Genomic DNA, 19,116 nt, shown 5'->3' with positions numbered 1-19,116 from the left:
CCTCTTTTTTGCACAGGCGCGGTGGGATGGTAATATCGTTACGTTTGAACTGTTTCGATGTGAAACCGAGGAGATTCCCTCTATGAGTGCTGACTACCCGTCAATGACTACGGCCGAGATTCGCTCCAAGTTCCTCAACTTCTTTGAGGAGCGCGGTCTTAAGCTCTATCCTTCTTCGTCCCTCGTCCCTGACGATCCTTCGCTGCTGCTTGCCAACGCCGGCATGAACCAGTTTAAGGAGTACTACCAGGGCAAGAAGACCATGAAGGAGATCGGCGCGATCTCCTGCCAGAAGTGCGTCCGCACCAACGACATCGACTGCATCGGCGAGGACGGCCGTCACCTGTCCTTCTTTGAGATGCTCGGCGACTTCTCCTTTGGCGGCGTCTCCAAGCAGCAGGCCTGCGCTTGGGCCTTTGAGCTCATCACCAAGGAGTTCAAGCTGCCGCTCGACCGCCTGTACTTCACCGTCTTTACCGAAGACGACGAGACCCACGACGTGTGGCGCTCTCTGGGCGTTGCCGAGGATCACATCTCCCGCCTGGGCGAGGACGACAACTTCTGGGCCGCTGGCCCCACCGGCCCCTGCGGTCCGTGCTCCGAGATCTACTTTGACATGGGCGAGGAGGTCGGTTGCGGCAGCCCCGACTGCAAGCCTGGCTGCGACTGCGACCGCTTCCTTGAGTTCTGGAACCTCGTGTTTACCCAGTACGACCGCCAGGAGGACGGCTCCATGCCGGAGCTGCCGCACCGCAACCTCGATACGGGCATGGGTCTGGAGCGCATGGCCGCTATCATGCAGCACAAGACCGCTAACTACGACGGCGATCTGATGCAGCACCTCATCAAGCTCGGTGAGAAGATCAGCGGCAAGACCTATGACGCCGACGATTACTCCGGTGCCAGCCGCTCCCTGCGCATCATCGCCGACCACTCCCGTGCCGTCGACTTTATGATCTCCGACGGCATCCTGCCCGGTAACGAGGGTCGCGAGTACGTCCTGCGCCGCCTGCTCCGTCGTGCCGTGTTCCACGGTCGTCTGCTGGGCATCGAGGGCGCCTTCCTGACCAAGTTTATCGACGAGGTCAACGCTCAGATGGGCGAGGCTTATCCCGAGCTGCTCAAGAACGTCGCGCTCGTTAAGGGCATCGTCGCCTCCGAGGAGGAGCGTTTCTCAACGACGCTCGACAACGGCCGCGTTTACCTGGACGAGGCCCTGGCCGCGCTCGCCGACGGCGCTGTCCTTCCGGGCGATGTTGCCTTTAAGCTTCACGACACCTTTGGTTTCCCCATTGACCTGACTGTCGAGATCGCCGGCACCGCCGGTCACGACGTCGACATGGATGGCTTTACCGCTTGCATGGAGGACCAGAAGGCCCGTGCCCGCGCCAACGCTAAGGGCGATGCCTGGGGTAGCTTTAACGACGTGTGGGTCGAGCTTTCCGACAAGGTTGCCGCGACCGAGTTCGACGGCTATGACAACGACGCCATCGAGGGCGCCAAGGTTGTCGCCATCGTGCGCAACGGCGAGTCCGTCGAGTCCGCTGCTGCCGGCGAGGATGTTGAGGTCGTGCTCGACCGCACCCCGTTCTATGCCGAGATGGGTGGCCAGCAGGGCGATGCCGGCAAGCTTTCCGCCGAGGGCGTTGTTCTGGCCGTTGCCGACACCAAGAACCACAACGGCCTGTATGCTCACGTCGCGCACGTTGCCGAGGGCACGCTGACCGTCGGTGCTACCGTGACCGCCGCGCTCGACGCCGAGCGCCGTGGCTTCCTGCGCCGCAATCACACCGCCACCCACCTTCTCGACGCTGCGCTTAAGCAGGTTCTGGGCGAGCATGTCTCCCAGGCCGGCTCGCTGGTGACGCCCGAGCACCTGCGCTTTGACTTCACGCACTTCGAGGCTCTGTCTTCCGAGCAGCTCAAGGCTGTCGAGGACCTGGTCAACCAGCAGATCTTCGCTTCCAAGCCGGTTGTGACCCGCGTTATGGGCATCGATGAGGCCAAGGCCGCCGGTGCTGTTGCCCTGTTTGGCGAGAAGTACGGCGACGTCGTCCGCGTCGTTTCCGTGGGCGCCGAGGACCAGCCGTTCTCCCGCGAGCTCTGCGGTGGCACCCATGCCGCCAATACCGCCGAGATCGGCCTGTTCAAGATCATTTCCGAGTCCTCTACGGGCTCGAACGTCCGTCGTATCGAGGCCGTGACCTCTAAGGGCGCTCTCGATTACATGGCCGACCGCCTGGCACTTGTTGACGCCGCTGCCGCTGCGCTCAAGTGCCGCGCGGACGAGGTTCCCGCTCGCGTGGAGAACCTGCAGGCCGACCTGCGCGAGACGTCCAATAAGCTCAAGAAGGCTCTGACCGGTGGCTCCTCCGATGCCATTTCCGGCGCCATCGACGGCGCTGTCGAGCTGAACGGTTACAAGCTCGTTGTCGCTGAGCTCCAGGGCCTTGAGGCTGCTGACCTGCGCAACGTCTGGGATACCGTGCACCAGAAGGTCGCCGGCCCTGTCGCCTGCGTCGTCGCCAGCGTGACCGAGAAGGGCACGCCTGCGCTGCTCGCCGCCGGTTCCGATGACGCCGTGAAGGCCGGTTTCCACGCCGGCAACGTGATCAAGCAGATCGCGGGCCTGGTCGATGGTCGCGGTGGCGGCCGTCCCAACATGGCCCAGGCCGGTGGCAAGAACGCCGCCGGTATTGCCGATGCCCTCGCGGCCGCTAAGACCGCGCTTGGCGCCTAAGAAGTCGCTGTGGTCGCGCTCGCGCTGGACATAGGGGAGACCAGGATCGGTATTGCCGTCTCGAGCCGTGATGGCAAGATGGCGATGCCTGTCAAGGTGCTTCCGGCTGCCGAGGTCACCGGTATGGCCAAGACGTTTCGCTACCTGGTCGAGGACTATGAGCCCGATATCCTGGTAAGCGGACGTCCCTTGACCATGGCCGGTGAGCCCGGCCCCCAGGCCGAGCGCGTTGCCGCCGTGGCCCAAAAGATTGCCGACAAGCTCGAACTTCCGCTGGAGTTTGAGGACGAGCGCTTGTCCTCGCAAGAGGCCAAACGCATCCTGCGCGAGCAGGGCCTCAACGAAAAACAGATGAGAGGCAAGATTGACATGATCGCCGCCAGCCTGTTTTTGCAGACATGGCTTGATCGTAAAAACGAGGAGGTCTCGCATGCCTAGCGCTTCCGATCCGCGCCAGCCGATTCGTACACGTCAGCCTGTGCCGCGCCCTGCCCAGCCTGGCCAGCGTCCGGCACAGCCGACGCAGCGCGCAGCTCAGCCTGCCGCGCGCCCGGTGCAGTCCTCCTCTCGTTTGGCTCAACCTGCTCAGCGGACGGTTCGACAGCCCACTGCTCGTACGGCCCAGCCTGCAGGCGGTACCCGCTTTAAGCAGCAGGCACCTACCCAGCGAGCACAGGCCCCCCAATCGCATTCGCATCACGCTCGCGGCTCGCATGGCGTTGCTCCGGCGACCCGCTCGAGCTACAACACGCATGCTCGTCGCGGTGTCCAAAAGAAGAGTTCTCCGGTTCCCATGATCATCGGCGTTGTGGTGGCGGTGCTCGCGCTTGCTGCGATCGCTTTCTTTGTCGTGCCTGCCGTCAAGGGCTTCTTTGCCGGTGAGGATACGAAGGTCACGGCTGGTCAGCAGGTTACGGTGACCATTCCCGACGGTGCTTCGGGTGATGCGATCGCCTCGATTCTCTCCGAGAACCATATCGTCGAAAATCCCAAGGATTACTACGCGGCGGTGAAAAAGCTTAACGCCGATATGTCGCTCAAGCCTGGTACTTATTCGTTCACCACACTCATGGATGCGACCAAGGTTGTTCAGCAGCTCATGGAAGGCCCCAACGCGGGTTCCAATGCGCTGACTATCCCTGAGGGCCTAACGGTCGATCAAGTCGCCGACCGCGTGGCCCAGGCCTACGACAGCATCTCTAAGGAAGACTTCCTCAACCAGGCCAAGGCCTCCAACTACGTTGACGACTATAGCTTCCTTAAGGGCGCCGCCAACGACTCGCTCGAGGGTTTCTTGTTCCCCAAGACCTATTCGTTGGGTGATTCGCCGACGGCCGATGACGTGATTCGCGCCATGCTCGATCAGTTTAAGACTGAGTACAAGTCGCTTGACTTTGCGAGCTGCGAAGCCAAGATCAAGGAGCGCTACGGTGTGGAGATGTCCGACTACGACATCGTCAACTTGGCCTCTATCGTTGAGCGTGAGGGCCTCAACGCCGATCAACGTGCGCACGTGGCCTCGGTCTTCTACAACCGCCTTGCCGGCAAACTCGACGGTCTGCGCTATCTCAACAGCGATGCGACCATGATGTATGTCACCGGTGGCGAGGTTACCGCCGACGACCTGCAGAGCGATAGCCCGTATAACACCTATAAGCACGAGGGCCTGCCACCCACGCCCATCTGCTCTCCGTCGCTCGAGGCACTCAAGGCCACGCTTGAACCGACCGACTCCGATGACCTTTATTTCTACATTACGCAGGACGAGGAGTACTTCTCGCAAACCTACGAAGAGCATCAACAGTCTTGGAATTAGCATGAGGATTTTTAGCCCCAAACGATACGTTGCCTCGGTCGATCGCATCGACCTTGATACCCTGTGGGCCGGCGGCAAACGCGCCATTCTGCTCGATCGCGATAACACCCTGGTGCCGCGCGACACCGAGCAGGTTCCCGCCGCGGTTTCCGCTTGGCTTGACGCCGCCCGCGCCAAAGGCTTTAAGCTGTGCATGGTGTCCAACAACTGGCATCGCGACCAGGTCATGAGCTCTGCACGCGAGCTGGGACTCGAGGCCATTAGCCACGCCATGAAGCCGGCGCCGTTTGCCCTCAAGGCGGGTCTTCAGCGCCTCGGCGCCACGGCCGACGAGGCGGTACTGATCGGTGATCAGCTCTACACTGACGTGTGGAGTGGCAATTTAGCCGGCGTCGATACCATCCTGGTAAAGCCGCAGGCGACGCAGGACCTGTGGTATACGCAGATCTTCCGTATTTTTGAGCGCCGGGCCCTGCGCGACCTTCCCTGCGAGGAATAGGTTTCGCCATGTCTCAGCACATCAAACACGGCTGCGACCATATTTTCTTTATCGGCTTTTTGGGCGCGGGCAAATCGACGCTAGCGCGCAACGTCGGCACTATGTTCAAGCGGCGTTTTATCGATACCGATCGTTTGGTTGTGCGTCGATGTGGCAAGTCGGTGACCGAGATATTTGAGACCGAGGGCGAGGACCGTTTTCGCGAGCTCGAGACCTCGGCACTCCGTTCGCTTCAAAGCGAGCGCAGCCTGCTGGTGTCGTGCGGGGGTGGCATCGTCGAGACGCCGGTGAACATTGAACTGATGCACGAGATGGGTACATGCGTGTACCTCGAAGGCGACTTTGAGGACTCGTTGCGCCAGATTCGCCGTTCTGATACCCGGCCCGATTTCCGCTCGCCCGAGCATGCTGCGCGCCTGTTTGAGCATCGCCGTCCGCTGTATCGCCAAGCCGCCGATATTACCCTTGATATTCGCAACAAGTCCTTCGAGGACGTTTCCTACCTTTGTGCCGAGATGCTTTTGGAGCGTGGACTGCTATGATTCGCCGCCAACTTATCAATTTCCAAAACCGCAGTGTCGATGTCCGCGTCGGATTGGGCGCGTTCGAGGAACTGTCGCGCATGTTTGCCTCGGCTGTGGGCAAGCCTAAGCGCGCGATGGTGGTTTGGAACGACGCCACATCCGAGCGTTTTGGCGAGGCTGTCGAGCATGCGCTGGTTGACGCCGGTTTTGCCGTGTCGCTGCTCGTCCTCGAGGTTTCACCTGCTGGTGCTACGCTTGCCGATGCCGATACCGTCTTTCGCGCCCTGTCGGCTAACGGCATTACCTGCGACGATCTCGTTGTCGCTGTCGGCGACACGGCGACCTGCTCGGTCGTTTGCTGGTGTGCCAATCAGTGGTGCGGTCGCACCGAGTGCGCCTTGCTGCCGACGACGTTCGACGCCATGCTCACGGTCGCGACGACCATGAAGCCCCTCGTCGCCTCGTCCGCGCATGCGCTTCCCGCTATCGCGTTCCGTCCCGAGCCGGGCTTGGTCGTGTGTGACCTCGACCTTGTTCGCGAGGCGGACCCCGAGGACCTCAAGCTCGGCTATGCGGTACTTGTTGGCACCATGCTTTCGAGCAGCAAGTCCCGCTGGAATCAGTTTACCGAGACCGTTCCCGAGATTCTCGCGGGCGAGGAGGTCGCGCTCGTCAATGCCGTTCAGTGGTCTCAGACTGCCCGCAAGGACGTACTGATGGCTACGAATCCCAGCGCCCGCCATGCGCTCGATTTTGGCAAGACGGGGGAGCGTACCCTGCGCGCCTGCTTGGGCGATGCCGCTTCGCAGGTGCCTGCCTACCAGCTGTTGTCCGAGGGCATGCGCTTTGAGGCGCGCCTAGCACACGATGCCTGCGACTTCGATATCGATTACGTCTTCGAGGTCGATGACTGCCTGGAGGACTTTGGTATCGAGGAGCTTGCCTTCGATCTGGAGCCTGCCGCATATATCGAGGAGTTCCGCAGGCAGCAGTTTGTCCGCTCGAACCGCAGCATGTTGCCGCTGCCCGCGGCACTCGGCGCCATTCGTCTAACGAGCGTTGAGGACGAGGTTCTCGACCGCCATGCTCACGCCTACTTGGCTTCTCGCAAAGAACTTCTCTAAGATTTATTGACATCCATCGTCTTTCGTATCATGTTGAGGGGCGGGTTTTCAATCGGTTGCGGATTGCATGCGATTCCATCGTTCGGTTGAGACCCGTCCCGTCTTTATGGAGACAACAAGAAAGGAATCTGCATGTCTGAGTTTGCTGCCGGTCCTGCCGGTCGTATCGAGCGTGTCCGTGCCCTGATGGCTGAGCGCGGCTACGATGCTATCGTGGTGCGCGACGAGGCCAACCTTCGTTGGCTCACGGGCGTGAAGGGCGTCTTCGATTACACCTTCGAGTTCCCGCACGCTGCGTTTATTACGGCTGACCAGTGCCTGTTCCATACCGACTCGCGCTACCTCAACAGCTTTGAGGAGAACACGCCTGCCGGCAGCCCCTGGGTCTACGACATGGACGAAGGCACCATCCCCGGTTGGGTCGCCGGCAAGATCGCGGCCAACAAGTGCCGCGTCTGCGCTGTCGAGGACGACATGCAGATTAACTTCTACCAGGGTATTCAGCGTGGCCTTGAGGATCGTTCCGTCGCCTGCATGCTGCCGCTGATGCATGATGACATTCGCAAGATGCGCGCCATCAAGGACGCCGAGGAGATCGAGCTCATGCGCCATGCGCAGTCGATTACCGACGCCGCCTTCCAGCACATGCTCGGATTTATTAAACCCGGCATGACCGAGAAGCAGGTTCGCAACGAGCTCGAGAACTTTATGTTCGCCAACGGCGCCGACAGCTTGGCCTTCGGCTCCATCGTGGCGAGCGGCCCCAATACCGCCAACCCGCATGCCGTCCCGAGCGACCGCGTGATCGAGAAGGGCGACTTCGTTCTCATGGATTACGGCGCGGGCTACTGCGACTATCGCTCCGATATGACGCGTACCGTCGTGATGGGCGAGCCCACGCAGGAGCAGCTCGACCTGTACGCGCTCGTGCGCCGTACGCACGAGGAGTGCGTCGCCGCCATCCATCCGGGCGTCGAGGGCAACGACATTTTCAAGCTTTCCAAGAAGATCATTGGCGATGCCGGCTATGGTGATTACTACAACCATGGTCTGGGCCACGGCGTGGGCATTGACATCCACGAGCTGCCTAACTTCAACCGCAGCAAGAACATCATCGAGGTCGGCTCGGTTATCACCATGGAGCCCGGCGTGTACCTGCCCGGTGTGGGCGGCGTGCGCCTGGAGGACTACGGCGTGGTCACCGAGAACGGCTACGAGCCCTTCACCAAGACGCCGCATGACCTTCACGTCATCGATTGCTAGTCTACTTCGGTAGATAGTTTGGGGCGGGGCCTCCGGAGCAATTCGGACGCCCCGCGTTCTCTTTTTATGCGCTCGCTGCAGGCGCCGTCTGCAAGTGTATAATTTCGCTCGTATGTAATTTGGACGCTTGTGCGTTCTGCCCATAACAAGAAAGGTCGCTATGCCTACCATTTCTACCGCCGACTTCAAGAACGGCCTCGGTCTCCGCATTAAGGACAAGGTCTACACCATCGTCGAGTTCCAGCATGTCAAGCCGGGCAAGGGCGGCGCGTTTGTGCGCTACAAGACCCGCGACATCAAGAGCGGCCGCGTCGTCGAGAACACCTGCAACGCCGGCACCAAGTTCGAGAGCGTCATGCTCACCACCCGTGAGTTCCAGTACCTCTACAACGATGGCACCGACTACATCTTCATGGACAACGAATCCTATGAGCAGGTTCCCGTTCCCGAGGACATGGTGGGCGAGAACTCCAAGTGGCTGCGCGAGAACGACATTTGCCAGCTTCTCTTCGCCGACGATGAGCTCATGGGCGTGACTCCGCCGATGTTCATCGAGACCACCATCGTCCAGACTGACCCGGGCTTTAAGGGCGACACCGTCCAGGGTTCCACCAAGCCGGCCACGATCGACACCGGCGCCGTCATCCAGGTCCCCATGTACCTCAACGAGGGCGAGGTCATCAAGGTTGACACCCGCGACGGCAAGTTCGTCTCCCGCGTCTAGCAACCAACTCTTCTAGGAGGACTCATGCCCCAGGAAATCAAGATTGACGGCATCGGCATTTCGCCCGATGTTCTGACCGCCATCGTCTCGCGCGCCGTGTCGGATGTCGAGGGCATCGCCTCCGTTGGCGTCAAGGACCTTGCCACCAACCTTGTCTCCATGATGCTCTCGTCCAAGGCCCCGGCTTCCGAGCCGGCGGTTGAGGCCGAGGTCGTCGGCGACAAGCTCGCACTCACCGTGCGTGTCGTGGTGTTCTTTGGCTATCCGTTCAAGAAACTCGCCGAGGCCGTTCGCGCCGCCGTGGTCGCCGCCATCGATGCCCAGGTGGGCGTTGAGGTCGAGCGCGTTGACGTTTGCATCGACGGCCTCGTTTTCCCCAAGGAGTAACCTTTGAGCCTTAAGGTTTATCGCGGGCGTACGCTTGCCCGCAGTCAGGCGCTGCAGCTGCTATTTCAGGCCGAGGCCACGGACAGCCCGCTCGAGCGCGTCCTCGAGGGTGATTTCCTGATCTCGAAGGGCCCCCTCGACCCCTATGCGCTGGAGCTGTGCCGCGGTGCCTACGAGCATATCGATCGCATCGACTGTGCCCTGCGCGCCGTCGCCAAGAACTGGGATCTTATGCGCATGCCCGGCGCCGACCGCAATCTGCTGCGTATCGCCGTCTACGAGATGCGCTTCCTTACCGACGAAGAGGTCTCGGACGCTATCGTGATCAACGAGGCCGTCGAACTTGCCAAGGCCTATGGCACCGACCAGTCCGCGTCGTTCGTCAACGGCGTGCTGGGCAAGATCGCGCGCAGCGAGGAGTTGCCGGGCGAGGACCTGTACCAGGAACTGCTGGCCGAGGATCGCGCTCGCGAGGAGGCCCAGGCTGCTGAGGCTGCCGCCAAGGTTGCGGTTGCCCAGGCCGAGGCTGGCGTGCTGGCCGAGGATGCGGACGCCGCCGAGGCTGACATCGACTCCGTCGAGGAGTAGCCATGCCAGAGGGTTCTGTCCGCAACTTTGACGAGATCTCGGACCGTCTGGACCAGATCATCGCTACCGTTCGCTCCAAGGATACGTCCTTGGAGCGTTCGCTCGATCTGTTTGACGAGGCGATTGAGCTGGGCTCCCGCGCGGTCGATATGGTCGACAAGTTTGAGCTGACGCCGCGTGAGGCCGACAAGCTCGAGCAGGAATACGATGAGGATGCGGCAAACGAATCCCAGGATAGCTAGGCCGCATCTCCGGATACGAATGGTTGATGGCATTCATGAAACGCGTGCGTCTTGATGACGAACTGATTTCACAGGGCATCTGCGCCGATCGCGCGGATGCCCTTCGCACTCTTATGGCCGGCTTGGTCTCGAGCGGCGGCGAGCGCTTGACTTCGCCGGGGCTTAAGGTGACCCCGGGTCTGCCGCTGCACGTGAAGGGGCGCATTCCCTATGTTGGCCGCGGCGGTCTTAAGCTCGAAGGCGCGCTTGATGCGTTTGGCATCAATCCGACGGGCCTTAGCTGTCTGGATGTGGGCTGCTCTACCGGCGGCTTTACCGATTGCCTGCTCAAGCGCGGAGCTGCGACCGTTATCTCGGTGGACGTGGGTCGCGCACAGTTCGATTGGTCGTTGCGTCAGGACGATCGCGTGACGCTGCATGAGCGCACCAACGTGACGCAGCTGCCTGAGCTTGGCTATGCCGGCGCCATCGACCTGGTTGTTTGTGATGTCTCGTTTACCAGCATCGCGAACATTATCGATGCGGTGCTGGCGTGCCTGGCGCCTACGGGTGCATTCTGCACGCTCGTAAAGCCGCAGTTTGAGGCTCCGGCGGCGCTGGTGGGTGAGGGCGGCATTGTGACCGATCCCGCCGTGCGCCGCGATACACTCGTGGCGGCGGTTGAACTCTTTGCAGCCAAGGGCCTTTTTCCGGTCGATGTGTGCGTGTCGCCCATTCATGGTGCCAAGGGAAACGTTGAGTTTTTCTTGTACGGCACGAGGTATGCCCCCGGCGACCGCTCGCAAGACGAGCTGCAATCCCAGGTATCGGTTATGAGCGAGAAAGCTGCAACGCTATGAAGGTCTTTCTGGTTCCCAATTACTACAAGCAAGAAGCGGTCGAGAGCGGCCTGATGCTCGAGCTTTGGCTGACGCGCCAGGGCTATGAGGTCGCATGGGCTGCCGACCAGCGATCGAAGATTCAAAGCACGCCTGATATTGACGGCTCCGATCTGGTCATTACGCTCGGCGGCGACGGTACGTTGCTGCGCGCTGCCCGCATCCTCAACCATCGCGAGATTCCTATCCTCGGTCTTTCCTATGGTCACCTGGGCTTTTTGACGGCCGCGAGCCCCGAGGAGCGCGACATTTTGCAGGTTGTGAGCGATGCCCTGTCCGGTGAGCTGCACGTGAGCCGTCGCGCTACCATCGCCGCGGATATCGTGTCCGTGCGCGAAGACGGTACGAAGGATGTCGTGCGCACCTTCGCCCTCAACGACATGGCGCTTACCCGCGGTCCGCTGTCCGATATGGTCGAGTTCGACATCACGGTGTCGGGCCACCATATCGATCGACTGCGTGGCGACGGCGTGGTTGTATCGACGGCGACTGGCTCCACCGGCTACGCGCTATCCGCCGGCGGTCCCATCGTCAGCCCCGATTACACGGGCATGGTCTGTGTGCCGATTGCTCCGCATACCATTCAGGCTCGCGCCTTTTTGACCTCGCCGAGCGATGTCGTCGAGATCTTTATGTCTGATGACCGTCCGAGTGTTCCGGCGATCGCTATCGATGGACAGTTTATTACCTGCGATGGCACCGTTGAGAGCGTGGCGGTGCGTCGCGGTCCCGGAGACGTGCTGCTGCTCGATTACGGTCCCGAGAGCTTCTATAACTCGGTGAGCCGCGTGTTCTATGGAGTGCGCCATGATCGATGAGCTGCAGGTTTCCAACATCGCGCTCATTCGCGAGGCGACGCTGGTGCCGAGTGCGGGCCTAACGGTTTTGACTGGCGAGACCGGTGCCGGCAAGACCGCGCTGCTCTCGGCGCTCAAGCTCATTTTGGGCGAGCGTGCAGATTCGTCGACCGTGCGCGAGGGAGAGGCGCTGGCGAGCGTCGAGGCGCGCTTGTTCGACGACCCGCACGACACGGAGGGCTTTACCGTGCAGCGCAGCCTTTCTGCCGAGGGTCGCAGCCGCGTCAAGATTGACGGCCGCATCGCTAGCGTGCGCGAGCTTTCCGAGCGCGTCGGCGTGATGATGGATCTGTGCGGCCAGCATGAACACCAGCGTCTGCTCGATCCGGCGCATCATGTTGCCATGGTTGATGCCTGGGCTGGTCGCTCTGCGCTCGAGGCGCTCGACCGTTACCGTGCCTGCTTCAAGGCGTCGCGTGCGGCTGCCAAGGAGGTCCGTCGCGTGGAGGAAGCCTCACGCGCGCAGGGGAGCCGTGTCGAGGAGGCTCGCTTTGCCCTCGAGCGCATCGGCGAGGTCGACCCCAAGCCGGGCGAGTATGAGGAACTCGAGGAACTGCTGCCGCGCTCCGAACATGCCGAGGTACTGGTTGCCACAGCTAACGATGCCCATGCATCGCTTGCCGCCGAAGGTGGAGCGCTCGATGCCGTGAACAGCGCCGTGGCAGAGCTTTCCCGTATGGCTACCGTCGATCGCAAACTGGGCGACATTGCCGATGCGCTTTCGGATGCCTGCATCTCCCTTGAGGATAGCGCGAACGAGCTTCGTGCCTATCGCGATGGCGTCGCCTTCAACCCGCGCGAGCTCGCTCGCATGCGTGAGCGGTATTCCGACCTCAAGGGCCTGTTGCGTCAGTGGGGTCCCACGATGGACGATGTTTTTGCCATGCGCGATCGCTCGCAAGAGCTGCTGTCCCTGGTCGATGATGGCGATGAACAGATCAAAAAGGCGCGTGAGGCACTCGGGAGCGCCGAGCGCGAGCTGTTCGCTGCCGCCAAGGCACTCAAGCGCGCTCGCAATACGGCGGCCCCGCGCTTCTGCCACGAGGTCGGTCGTCAGATGGCACGCTTGGAGATGGGCGGTGCCGAGCTCGTTTGGGAGTCGCATGATCTTCCGCGCGCTGAGTGGACGCCGGCGGGTCCTTCGAGTTACGAGCTTTTGTATCGCAGCGGTGCCGGCTTGACGCCGCGTCCCCTGCGCCGAATTGCGTCGGGCGGCGAGCTCAGCCGCGTTATGCTCGCGAGCAAGGTGGTCTTGGGTAATGCTGACGGCGTCGATACACTGGTATTTGACGAGGTCGATGCCGGTGTCGGCGGCTCCACGGCTCGTGCTCTTGCTGGTGTGCTGGTCGATCTTGCCGCTACGCATCAAGTGATTGTCGTAACCCACTTGGCGCAAGTCGCCGTCATGGCCGACAAGCATTATGTTGTCAGCAAGGAGCCGGGCGATGTTCCCCAGACGCATTTGGACGAGGTAACCGGCGAAGCGCGTACCGCCGAGATCGCCCGCATGCTCAGCGGCGATCAGTCCGAGGCAAGCTTGGCCCACGCAAAGCAGATGCTCGAAGAAGTTCGAGGCTAGGTCGTATCAGCGGTGTTGGTGGGACAAAATAGACTGAAATTTTTGTCCCACTACGCGTTTTACTCAACGACCTTGTCCGGCTGGATGAGCTCCTCGTAGTAGCTGATATGTTCGCGAGCGTCTTCAATCTCGGGCAGCAGGAAGTTGTAGATAACTTCGATGATCATCGTGGCGCTGATCTTGGAGAACGCAAAGTCACCCGTCGTCAGCAGCGCCTCGTGGTTGACGGTATTAAAAGTGTAGTCTGCCAGGCGCGCGAGTGGAGACTTGCTGTCGCTGCTGATGACGACTACGGTGGCACCGCAGTCGCGAGCCGCTTTTGCCATGCGATTCAGTCGGCGCGACTTGCCGGAGTTTGAGATGAGCACGATGACGTCACCCGGGTGCAACGTGAGCGCAAAGCCGATTGATGTCTCGCTAATGGTGCTCGCCATGCAGCGCAGGCCCAGCTGCGAAAACTTAAACGTCGCATCGAGCGCGACCGCGTTCGTATTGCCCACAGCCGCAAACTCAATAACCCCTGCATGCTTAAGGGCATGCACAACAGCCGCCAACGTATCGTGGTCGATCCCGTCGATGGTCGCATTAAGCTCGCTCACCTTGGCAGCCAGGATGTTCTTAAGGCTCTGCTCCATATTGTCGAGCGAGACTTCGTCAGTCAGGCCCTCGTTGCGCTGGCTTTCCAAATCCCTCGCCAACGAAAACTGAAAGCTGCGGAAGCTGCCAAAGCCAAGCTTGCGGCAGAAGCGCGAAACGGTCGCCTCGGACGTGGCGGCGGCGCGCGAGAGCTGAGCCGCCGTGAGGCGTGGCGCCTCGGACTGGTGCTCCAATATATAGTCGACAATACGCTGCTCGGACTCGCTGTATCCCTGATGGGTACTAATGAGGGAAAGTGCGCTCTTGCTACTATCGGTCATGGATGGCTCCTGGTTGGCATGAAAATCGGACTCGTTTTGTAATGTCATAGTATAGGGGGATTTTCAATTACAAGATACACCTTGCCGTTTCAAGTGTTGATGGTAAACTTTCACCTACCGTTTACGGTTATGAAAGAACCTTTCACCGGAGAATTGCGCCTTGTCTCTTCTCACGCGGACGGTAGGTTGGTATCTTTCAGTTGTGGAAAAGCGCGCAAGGACGCGCGTGTAGGGGAGCGCCTGCGGGCGCAAAACTTAAAAAGGAGGGACACATGGCTAAGTTTGACATCATCGCCGCCACCGGTTGCCCGACCGGCATTGCGCACACCTTCATGGCGAAGGAGGCACTGGAGAAGGCAGCTGCCGAGCGAGGTCTGACTATTAAGGTCGAGACCCATGGCCAGGTCGGTGTCGAGAACGAGCTCACCAAGAGCGAGATCACCGGTGCCAAGGCCGTCGTCGTCGCAGCCGATAAGGATGTCCAGGCTGAGCGTTTCGCCGGCAAGCCCATGGTTTCCGTTGGTGTTTCCAAGGCCCTGTCCGTTGAGGCCGCCGGTAAGCTGATTGACCGCGCGCTCGCCGCCAAGGGCGACAACACGGTTGCAGCCGCTGCCGATGTCGAGGACGAGGCCGAGGAGAAGGAGTCCATCGGTCACGTCATCTACAAGCACCTTATGAACGGCGTCAGCCATATGCTGGTCTTCGTCGTTGCCGGTGGTGTCCTGACCGCCGTCTCGTTCCTGTGGGGCATTACGTCCTTCGATTCGACGGCGTCTGACTACAACAGCTTTGCTGCGATGCTCAAGATCATCGGCGGCATCGCCATGAACCTCATGGTTCCGGTACTTTCCGCCTACATCGCCGAGTCCATCGGTAAGCGCCCGGCGCTCGTCCCTGGTTTTGTTGCCGGTATGATCGCCATTCAGGGCCTGCCTGTTAACGCCGAGACCGGCATGATCGACGCCGGTGGCGCCGGCGTGGGCTTCGGCTTCCTGGGCGGCATCGTCGGCGGCTTCCTCGCTGGCTATGTCATCCTGCTGCTCGAGAAGGTCTTTGCCGGTCTGCCCAAGAACCTGGACGGCCTCAAGGCTATCTTCCTGTACCCGCTGTTCTCGACCGCCATCGTCGGTCTGGTCATGCTCGGCATCTCTGGCCCCATGGCTGCCATCAACACTGCCATGATGGACTTCCTCAAGGGCCTGTCCGCCTCTGGCGCCGTTGTCCTGGGTCTTGCCATCGGCTGCATGTGTGCCTTTGACATGGGTGGCCCGGTCAACAAGGCTGCTTACGTCACCGGTACCGCTATGCTCACCGAGGCGCTGGCTGCTGGCGTTGGCACCGATACCTACAACTTCGGCACCAACTTCATGGCTGCCGTCTCCGCCGCCTGCATCGTTCCGCCGCTGATCACCACCTTTGCCGTCGTTGTCGGCAAGAAGTACTTCAGCCAGGAGGATCACGACGCCGGTGTCGTCAACCTCATCCTTGGTTGCACCCACATCACCGAGGGCGCCATTCCGTTCATGACCAAGAACATCTGGCCGGTCATGCCCATCATGATGCTCGGTTCCTCTATCGCTTCGATCCTGACCATCATGTTCAACGTTCACGATCCGGCGCCTCACGGTGGCTTCCTGGTCCTGCCCGTTGTCGAGAACGGTCCGCTGTGGGTCCTCGCGATCCTCATCGGCGCTGTTGTCGGTGGCATCCTGTTCGTGGCCTTCAAGAAGTACGACTTCGAGAAGAATCAGAAGGCCGCTCCTGCAGCCAAGCCCGTTGAGGCCCCCAAGGCCGCTGCCGTCGAGGCTCCCAAGGCCGAGGCTGCCGACTTCGTGAAGGTCGAGAATGTCTTTGTCGCCGAGGACTTCGCTTCTCGTGACGAGGCTCTGAGCTTCGTTTCCAACCAGGCCGTCAAGGCCGGTATCGCAAACGACGCCGACGCCGTGATGAACGCCTTCCTGGCCCGCGAGGCCGAGGGCACCACGGGCATGATGGAGGGCTTCGCCATTCCGCATGCCAAGTCCGACGCCATTACCGAGGCTGCCGTCATCGTCGTCAAGGACGAGTCCGGCGTGACCGGTTGGGACACCATGGACGGCGCTCCCGTCAACGTGGGCATCGCCCTGCTCATCCCTGGTGCACAGGCTGGCACCACGCACCTCAAGATCCTGTCCAAGGTCGCCGAGGCGCTCATGGACGAGGACTTCCGTGCCACCGTCAAGGGTTCCACCGACGCCGCCGAGATCGCCAAGACGATCAACGCCCGCCTGGTCTAATTCCGCAGTACGCGAATAACATCGCCCCCTGTAACAAAGGCGAGGACTCCACCAGGAGCCCCCGCCTTTTTCTATGCCCTCCCATAAGTTACGGTGAAATGGGGACTGTTTAAACGATTCAACCCCAAATTCAGTCCCTATTTCACCGCAACTTACAAAAGGGCATAGAGTGGGCTGCCTATCGAGTCTTTGTCGCGAACAAGTCATCAGCCAGAATTCCGTTCGCACGATATTACTTTGGACCGACCGAGTTTCCGCAGCTTGCTCGCCCCGGACCCCGCGCGCGGGGGCCATGAGATTTATCGCGAGTTCCGCACGAGCCGAAGAGCACTTAATGTGCTCTTCGTGCGAGCAGGACTGTAGAGCAGGAAATCTCATGGGTCCGCGCGCGGGGTACGGGGCGAGCAAGCGGACAGAACAGACAACTGTCCAACAATTCGTGCGAAACACAATGAAAAACCGTTTGATGTGAGTTAATATAAACAACGTCGTGAATCTGACTCCTGCCACATGCATGACAGGGGTTAAACACAAAAAAGGAGTCAATTATGGTTTCTGAGAAGGCTACCCTCGTTAATCCTCAGGGTCTGCACATGCGTCCGGCTGGTCTGTTCGCCTCCACCATGGGCAAGTACGCCTGTGACGTGACGGTCGTCACCCCCGAGAAGGAGGTCAACGGCAAGTCCCCGATGGCCCTCATGGCTGCTGGTATCCCCTGCGGCACCGAGGTCGAGGTCAAGTGCGACGGCGCCGACGAGGCCGAGGCTCTGGCTGCTGCCATCGAGCTCATCAAGAGCGGTCTTGGCGAGTAGAACTCAAACGGGTCGCATGTTGAACAACTAAGTTCATATTTGGGGGCGCAGTGACCTGTCTTAAGGTAGCTGCGCTCTTTTGTCATGGATATGGCAAAACGCTTTATCACATGACACGGAGAGAGGAATGGGAATGTATCAGGGAGTCAACGCTTCCGAGGGCATCGGTATCGGCACCGTCATGGTCGCCGTCGATCCCGACTTGACGTTTGAGCCGCACGAGGTTGCTGATTCGGCAGCAGAGAAGGAGCGCTATCAGACCGCTCTTTCGGTCTTCTGCGAGAAGACCCAGGCTCAGGCCGACCACATGAAGGAGACGGTGGGCGAGGCCGAGGCCGAGATCATGAGCGGACACATTGTCCTGGCTCAGGATCCGGGCATGACCGACGCCATCAACGCCGCCATTGACGGCGGCACCTGCGCCGAGCAGGCGCTCATGGACACCTCGACCATGTTCGAGAACATGTTCCTGTCCATGGACGATGAGATGTTCCGTCTGCGCGCGGCCGACATCGCCGACATCCGCACCGGTATTCTGGCCGAGCTGCTGGGCAAGGAGGTCGTCGACCTTTCCGTCCTGCCCGAGAACACCGTCGTTGTCGTGCACGACCTCACGCCGTCCATGACCGCCACGATCGATAAGGCCCACGTTGCCGGTATCGTCACCGAGACTGGTGGCCGCACGTCGCACTCCGCAATCATTGCGCGCGCCCTCGAGATCCCGGCTGTCCTTTCGGTTTCCAACAGCTGCACCGCACTGCGCAACGGCATGACCGTTGTCGTTGACGGTGGCAAGGGTATCGTCGAGGCCGATCCCGATGAGGAGACGCTCGCCGCCTACACTGCCAAGGCCGAGGCTTTTGCTGCCGAGAAGGCGGCTCTCGAGGCCTTCCGCGGCAAGCCGTCCGTGACTGCCGACGGTATCAAGAAGATCATTGCCTGCAACATCGGCAACCCCGATGACGTGCCCAACGCGCTCGATCACGATGCCGAGGCTATTGGCCTGTTCCGTTCCGAGTTCCTGTTCATGGACTCTGCTGAGCTTCCTTCCGAGGAGGAGCAGTTCAACGCCTACCGTAAGGTCGCCAGCGCGCTCAAGGGCGCTCCGGTCATCATCCGCACGCTCGATGTGGGTGGCGACAAGGAGATTCCGTACCTTCACATGGTCAAGGAAGAGAACCCCTTCATGGGCTTCCGTGCCGTGCGTTACTGCCTGGCCAACCCCGATCAGTACAAGGTCCAGCTCCGCGCCCTGTTGCGCGCCAGCGCCTTTGGTGACGTCAAGATCATGATCCCGCTCGTCACCTGCGTCGAGGAGGTCGTGGCCGTCAAGGAGCTCGTCGAGCAGTGCAAGACCGAGCTGACCGAAGAGGGTCGCAAGTTCAACGAGAACATCGAGGTCGGCATCATGGTCGAGACGCCTGCCGCCTCGCTGCTCGCTGACCGCCTGGCCGAGGTCGCCGACTTCTTCTCCATCGGCACCAACGACCTGATCGGCTACACCATGTGCGCCGACCGTGGCAACGACACCATCTCCAACCTGTACCAGGTTTACTATCCCGCCGTGCTCCGCTCGCTCAAGAACATCATCGAGAGCGGCGTGAAGGCCGGCATCATGGTCGGTATGTGCGGCGAGGCCGCTGCCGATCCGTTGCTCGAGCCGCTGCTGATCAGCTGGGGCCTGGAGGAGTTCTCGATGAGCGCTCCGTCCATCCTGCGCGCCCGCAAGACCATCAGCCAGTGGACCAAGGCCGAGTGCGACGAGCTTGCCGAGAAGGCGCTCGCCTGCAACACCGCTGCCGAGGTCAAGGCACTGCTCGAGTCCGCAGCTCGCTAATTTGGTATCAGAGGTAACCGCGTGGTTGGAATGGGCCGGCCACGCGGCCCTCA

18 protein-coding genes are annotated in these 19,116 nt (G+C 60.8%); 17 read left to right on the top strand and 1 reads right to left on the bottom strand.

Translation table 11 applies throughout. The features are described 5' to 3' along the window. The first annotated feature begins 82 nt into the window (after positions 1-82). The 14 genes from alaS to DW151_RS03150 all read left to right on the top strand — a co-directional run bounded on the left by alaS (position 83) and on the right by DW151_RS03150 (position 13,221). Positions 83-2,740 (top strand): alanine--tRNA ligase, encoded by a 2,658-nt coding sequence (gene alaS / locus DW151_RS03215; protein ID WP_118334417.1) that lies wholly within the window; start codon positions 83-85, stop codon positions 2,738-2,740. Positions 2,741-2,749: 9 nt separating this feature from the next. Further along, a complete protein-coding gene (gene ruvX / locus DW151_RS03210; RefSeq protein ID WP_117806180.1) occupies positions 2,750-3,178 on the top strand; it encodes a Holliday junction resolvase RuvX in 429 nt (142 codons plus the stop codon). Continuing rightward, on the top strand, positions 3,171-4,556 hold the full coding sequence (gene mltG, locus DW151_RS03205; protein WP_233543326.1) for an endolytic transglycosylase MltG: 1,386 nt from the start codon (positions 3,171-3,173) through the stop codon (positions 4,554-4,556). The genes ruvX and mltG overlap by 8 nt, the downstream gene beginning before the upstream one ends. 1 nt (position 4,557) lies before the next feature. Then, entirely contained in the window at positions 4,558-5,055 is a 498-nt protein-coding gene (locus DW151_RS03200) for a YqeG family HAD IIIA-type phosphatase (RefSeq protein ID WP_118334414.1), read from the top strand. An 8-nt stretch (positions 5,056-5,063) separates the two neighbouring features. Further along, the gene (locus DW151_RS03195; protein WP_099431675.1) at positions 5,064-5,597 is read left to right on the top strand and encodes a shikimate kinase; all 534 of its coding nucleotides are present in this window, start codon (positions 5,064-5,066) and stop codon (positions 5,595-5,597) included. Then, positions 5,594-6,703, top strand: a complete 1,110-nt coding sequence (locus DW151_RS03190; RefSeq protein WP_118334412.1) for a 3-dehydroquinate synthase — start codon at positions 5,594-5,596, stop codon at positions 6,701-6,703. Before DW151_RS03195 ends, DW151_RS03190 begins: the two co-directional genes overlap by 4 nt. Positions 6,704-6,835: 132 nt before the next feature. Continuing rightward, the gene (locus DW151_RS03185; RefSeq protein WP_117806185.1) at positions 6,836-7,966 is read left to right on the top strand and encodes a Xaa-Pro peptidase family protein; all 1,131 of its coding nucleotides are present in this window, start codon (positions 6,836-6,838) and stop codon (positions 7,964-7,966) included. A 160-nt stretch (positions 7,967-8,126) separates the two neighbouring features. Beyond that, positions 8,127-8,690 carry an elongation factor P gene (gene efp / locus DW151_RS03180; RefSeq protein WP_006233983.1) on the top strand — a complete coding sequence of 188 codons (564 nt, stop codon included), beginning with the start codon at positions 8,127-8,129 and terminating at the stop codon, positions 8,688-8,690. A 24-nt stretch (positions 8,691-8,714) separates the two neighbouring features. Beyond that, positions 8,715-9,077 carry an Asp23/Gls24 family envelope stress response protein gene (locus DW151_RS03175; protein ID WP_006233982.1) on the top strand — a complete coding sequence of 121 codons (363 nt, stop codon included), beginning with the start codon at positions 8,715-8,717 and terminating at the stop codon, positions 9,075-9,077. Between the two features lie 3 nt (positions 9,078-9,080). Next, entirely contained in the window at positions 9,081-9,665 is a 585-nt protein-coding gene (gene nusB / locus DW151_RS03170; RefSeq protein ID WP_118334411.1) for a transcription antitermination factor NusB, read from the top strand. Between the two features lie 2 nt (positions 9,666-9,667). Next, positions 9,668-9,907 (top strand): exodeoxyribonuclease VII small subunit, encoded by a 240-nt coding sequence (locus tag DW151_RS03165; RefSeq protein ID WP_006233978.1) that lies wholly within the window; start codon positions 9,668-9,670, stop codon positions 9,905-9,907. 35 nt (positions 9,908-9,942) lie between these two features. Beyond that, positions 9,943-10,746, top strand: coding sequence for a TlyA family RNA methyltransferase (locus DW151_RS03160; RefSeq protein WP_233543331.1), 804 nt, complete (start codon positions 9,943-9,945; stop codon positions 10,744-10,746). Then, positions 10,743-11,603, top strand: a complete 861-nt coding sequence (locus DW151_RS03155) for an NAD(+)/NADH kinase (RefSeq protein ID WP_035138200.1) — start codon at positions 10,743-10,745, stop codon at positions 11,601-11,603. The genes DW151_RS03160 and DW151_RS03155 overlap by 4 nt, the downstream gene beginning before the upstream one ends. After that, positions 11,593-13,221: a DNA repair protein RecN gene (locus DW151_RS03150; RefSeq protein WP_118334408.1), complete on the top strand. Its 1,629-nt coding sequence runs from the start codon at positions 11,593-11,595 to the stop codon at positions 13,219-13,221. The genes DW151_RS03155 and DW151_RS03150 overlap by 11 nt, the downstream gene beginning before the upstream one ends. Before the next feature lie 59 nt (positions 13,222-13,280). Here DW151_RS03150 and DW151_RS03145 read toward each other — a convergent pair whose 3' ends face one another. Next, the gene (locus tag DW151_RS03145; protein WP_233543324.1) at positions 13,281-14,138 is read right to left on the bottom strand and encodes a MurR/RpiR family transcriptional regulator; all 858 of its coding nucleotides are present in this window, start codon (positions 14,136-14,138) and stop codon (positions 13,281-13,283) included. Between the two features lie 272 nt (positions 14,139-14,410). Here DW151_RS03145 and DW151_RS03140 point away from each other — a divergent pair, with 272 nt between their 5' ends. The 3 genes from DW151_RS03140 (at position 14,411) to ptsP (ending at position 19,063) form a co-directional block, all read left to right on the top strand. After that, positions 14,411-16,414 carry a fructose-specific PTS transporter subunit EIIC gene (locus tag DW151_RS03140; protein ID WP_118334405.1) on the top strand — a complete coding sequence of 668 codons (2,004 nt, stop codon included), beginning with the start codon at positions 14,411-14,413 and terminating at the stop codon, positions 16,412-16,414. Between the two features lie 548 nt (positions 16,415-16,962). Beyond that, positions 16,963-17,226 carry an HPr family phosphocarrier protein gene (locus DW151_RS03135; protein ID WP_022094575.1) on the top strand — a complete coding sequence of 88 codons (264 nt, stop codon included), beginning with the start codon at positions 16,963-16,965 and terminating at the stop codon, positions 17,224-17,226. Positions 17,227-17,359: 133 nt separating this feature from the next. Then, complete coding sequence (gene ptsP / locus DW151_RS03130) at positions 17,360-19,063, top strand: phosphoenolpyruvate--protein phosphotransferase (RefSeq protein WP_118266421.1); 1,704 nt, start codon at positions 17,360-17,362, stop codon at positions 19,061-19,063. Positions 19,064-19,116: the final 53 nt, after the last annotated feature.

Source organism: Collinsella sp. AM13-34 (assembly GCF_003473055.1).
Lineage (GTDB): Bacteria > Actinomycetota > Coriobacteriia > Coriobacteriales > Coriobacteriaceae > Collinsella.
This window is presented reverse-complemented; position numbering and strand designations above follow the sequence as displayed.

Coding starts and splice junctions, on each gene's coding strand:
- alaS (WP_118334417.1), top strand. CDS start 83: ATGAGTGCTGACTACCCGTCAATGACTACGGCCGAGATTCGCTCCAAG.
- mltG (WP_233543326.1), top strand. CDS start 3,171: ATGCCTAGCGCTTCCGATCCGCGCCAGCCGATTCGTACACGTCAGCCT.
- DW151_RS03200 (WP_118334414.1), top strand. CDS start 4,558: ATGAGGATTTTTAGCCCCAAACGATACGTTGCCTCGGTCGATCGCATC.
- DW151_RS03195 (WP_099431675.1), top strand. CDS start 5,064: ATGTCTCAGCACATCAAACACGGCTGCGACCATATTTTCTTTATCGGC.
- DW151_RS03190 (WP_118334412.1), top strand. CDS start 5,594: ATGATTCGCCGCCAACTTATCAATTTCCAAAACCGCAGTGTCGATGTC.
- DW151_RS03185 (WP_117806185.1), top strand. CDS start 6,836: ATGTCTGAGTTTGCTGCCGGTCCTGCCGGTCGTATCGAGCGTGTCCGT.
- efp (WP_006233983.1), top strand. CDS start 8,127: ATGCCTACCATTTCTACCGCCGACTTCAAGAACGGCCTCGGTCTCCGC.
- DW151_RS03175 (WP_006233982.1), top strand. CDS start 8,715: ATGCCCCAGGAAATCAAGATTGACGGCATCGGCATTTCGCCCGATGTT.
- DW151_RS03165 (WP_006233978.1), top strand. CDS start 9,668: ATGCCAGAGGGTTCTGTCCGCAACTTTGACGAGATCTCGGACCGTCTG.
- DW151_RS03160 (WP_233543331.1), top strand. CDS start 9,943: ATGAAACGCGTGCGTCTTGATGACGAACTGATTTCACAGGGCATCTGC.
- DW151_RS03155 (WP_035138200.1), top strand. CDS start 10,743: ATGAAGGTCTTTCTGGTTCCCAATTACTACAAGCAAGAAGCGGTCGAG.
- DW151_RS03150 (WP_118334408.1), top strand. CDS start 11,593: ATGATCGATGAGCTGCAGGTTTCCAACATCGCGCTCATTCGCGAGGCG.
- DW151_RS03145 (WP_233543324.1), bottom strand. CDS start 14,138: ATGACCGATAGTAGCAAGAGCGCACTTTCCCTCATTAGTACCCATCAG.
- DW151_RS03140 (WP_118334405.1), top strand. CDS start 14,411: ATGGCTAAGTTTGACATCATCGCCGCCACCGGTTGCCCGACCGGCATT.
- DW151_RS03135 (WP_022094575.1), top strand. CDS start 16,963: ATGGTTTCTGAGAAGGCTACCCTCGTTAATCCTCAGGGTCTGCACATG.
- ptsP (WP_118266421.1), top strand. CDS start 17,360: ATGTATCAGGGAGTCAACGCTTCCGAGGGCATCGGTATCGGCACCGTC.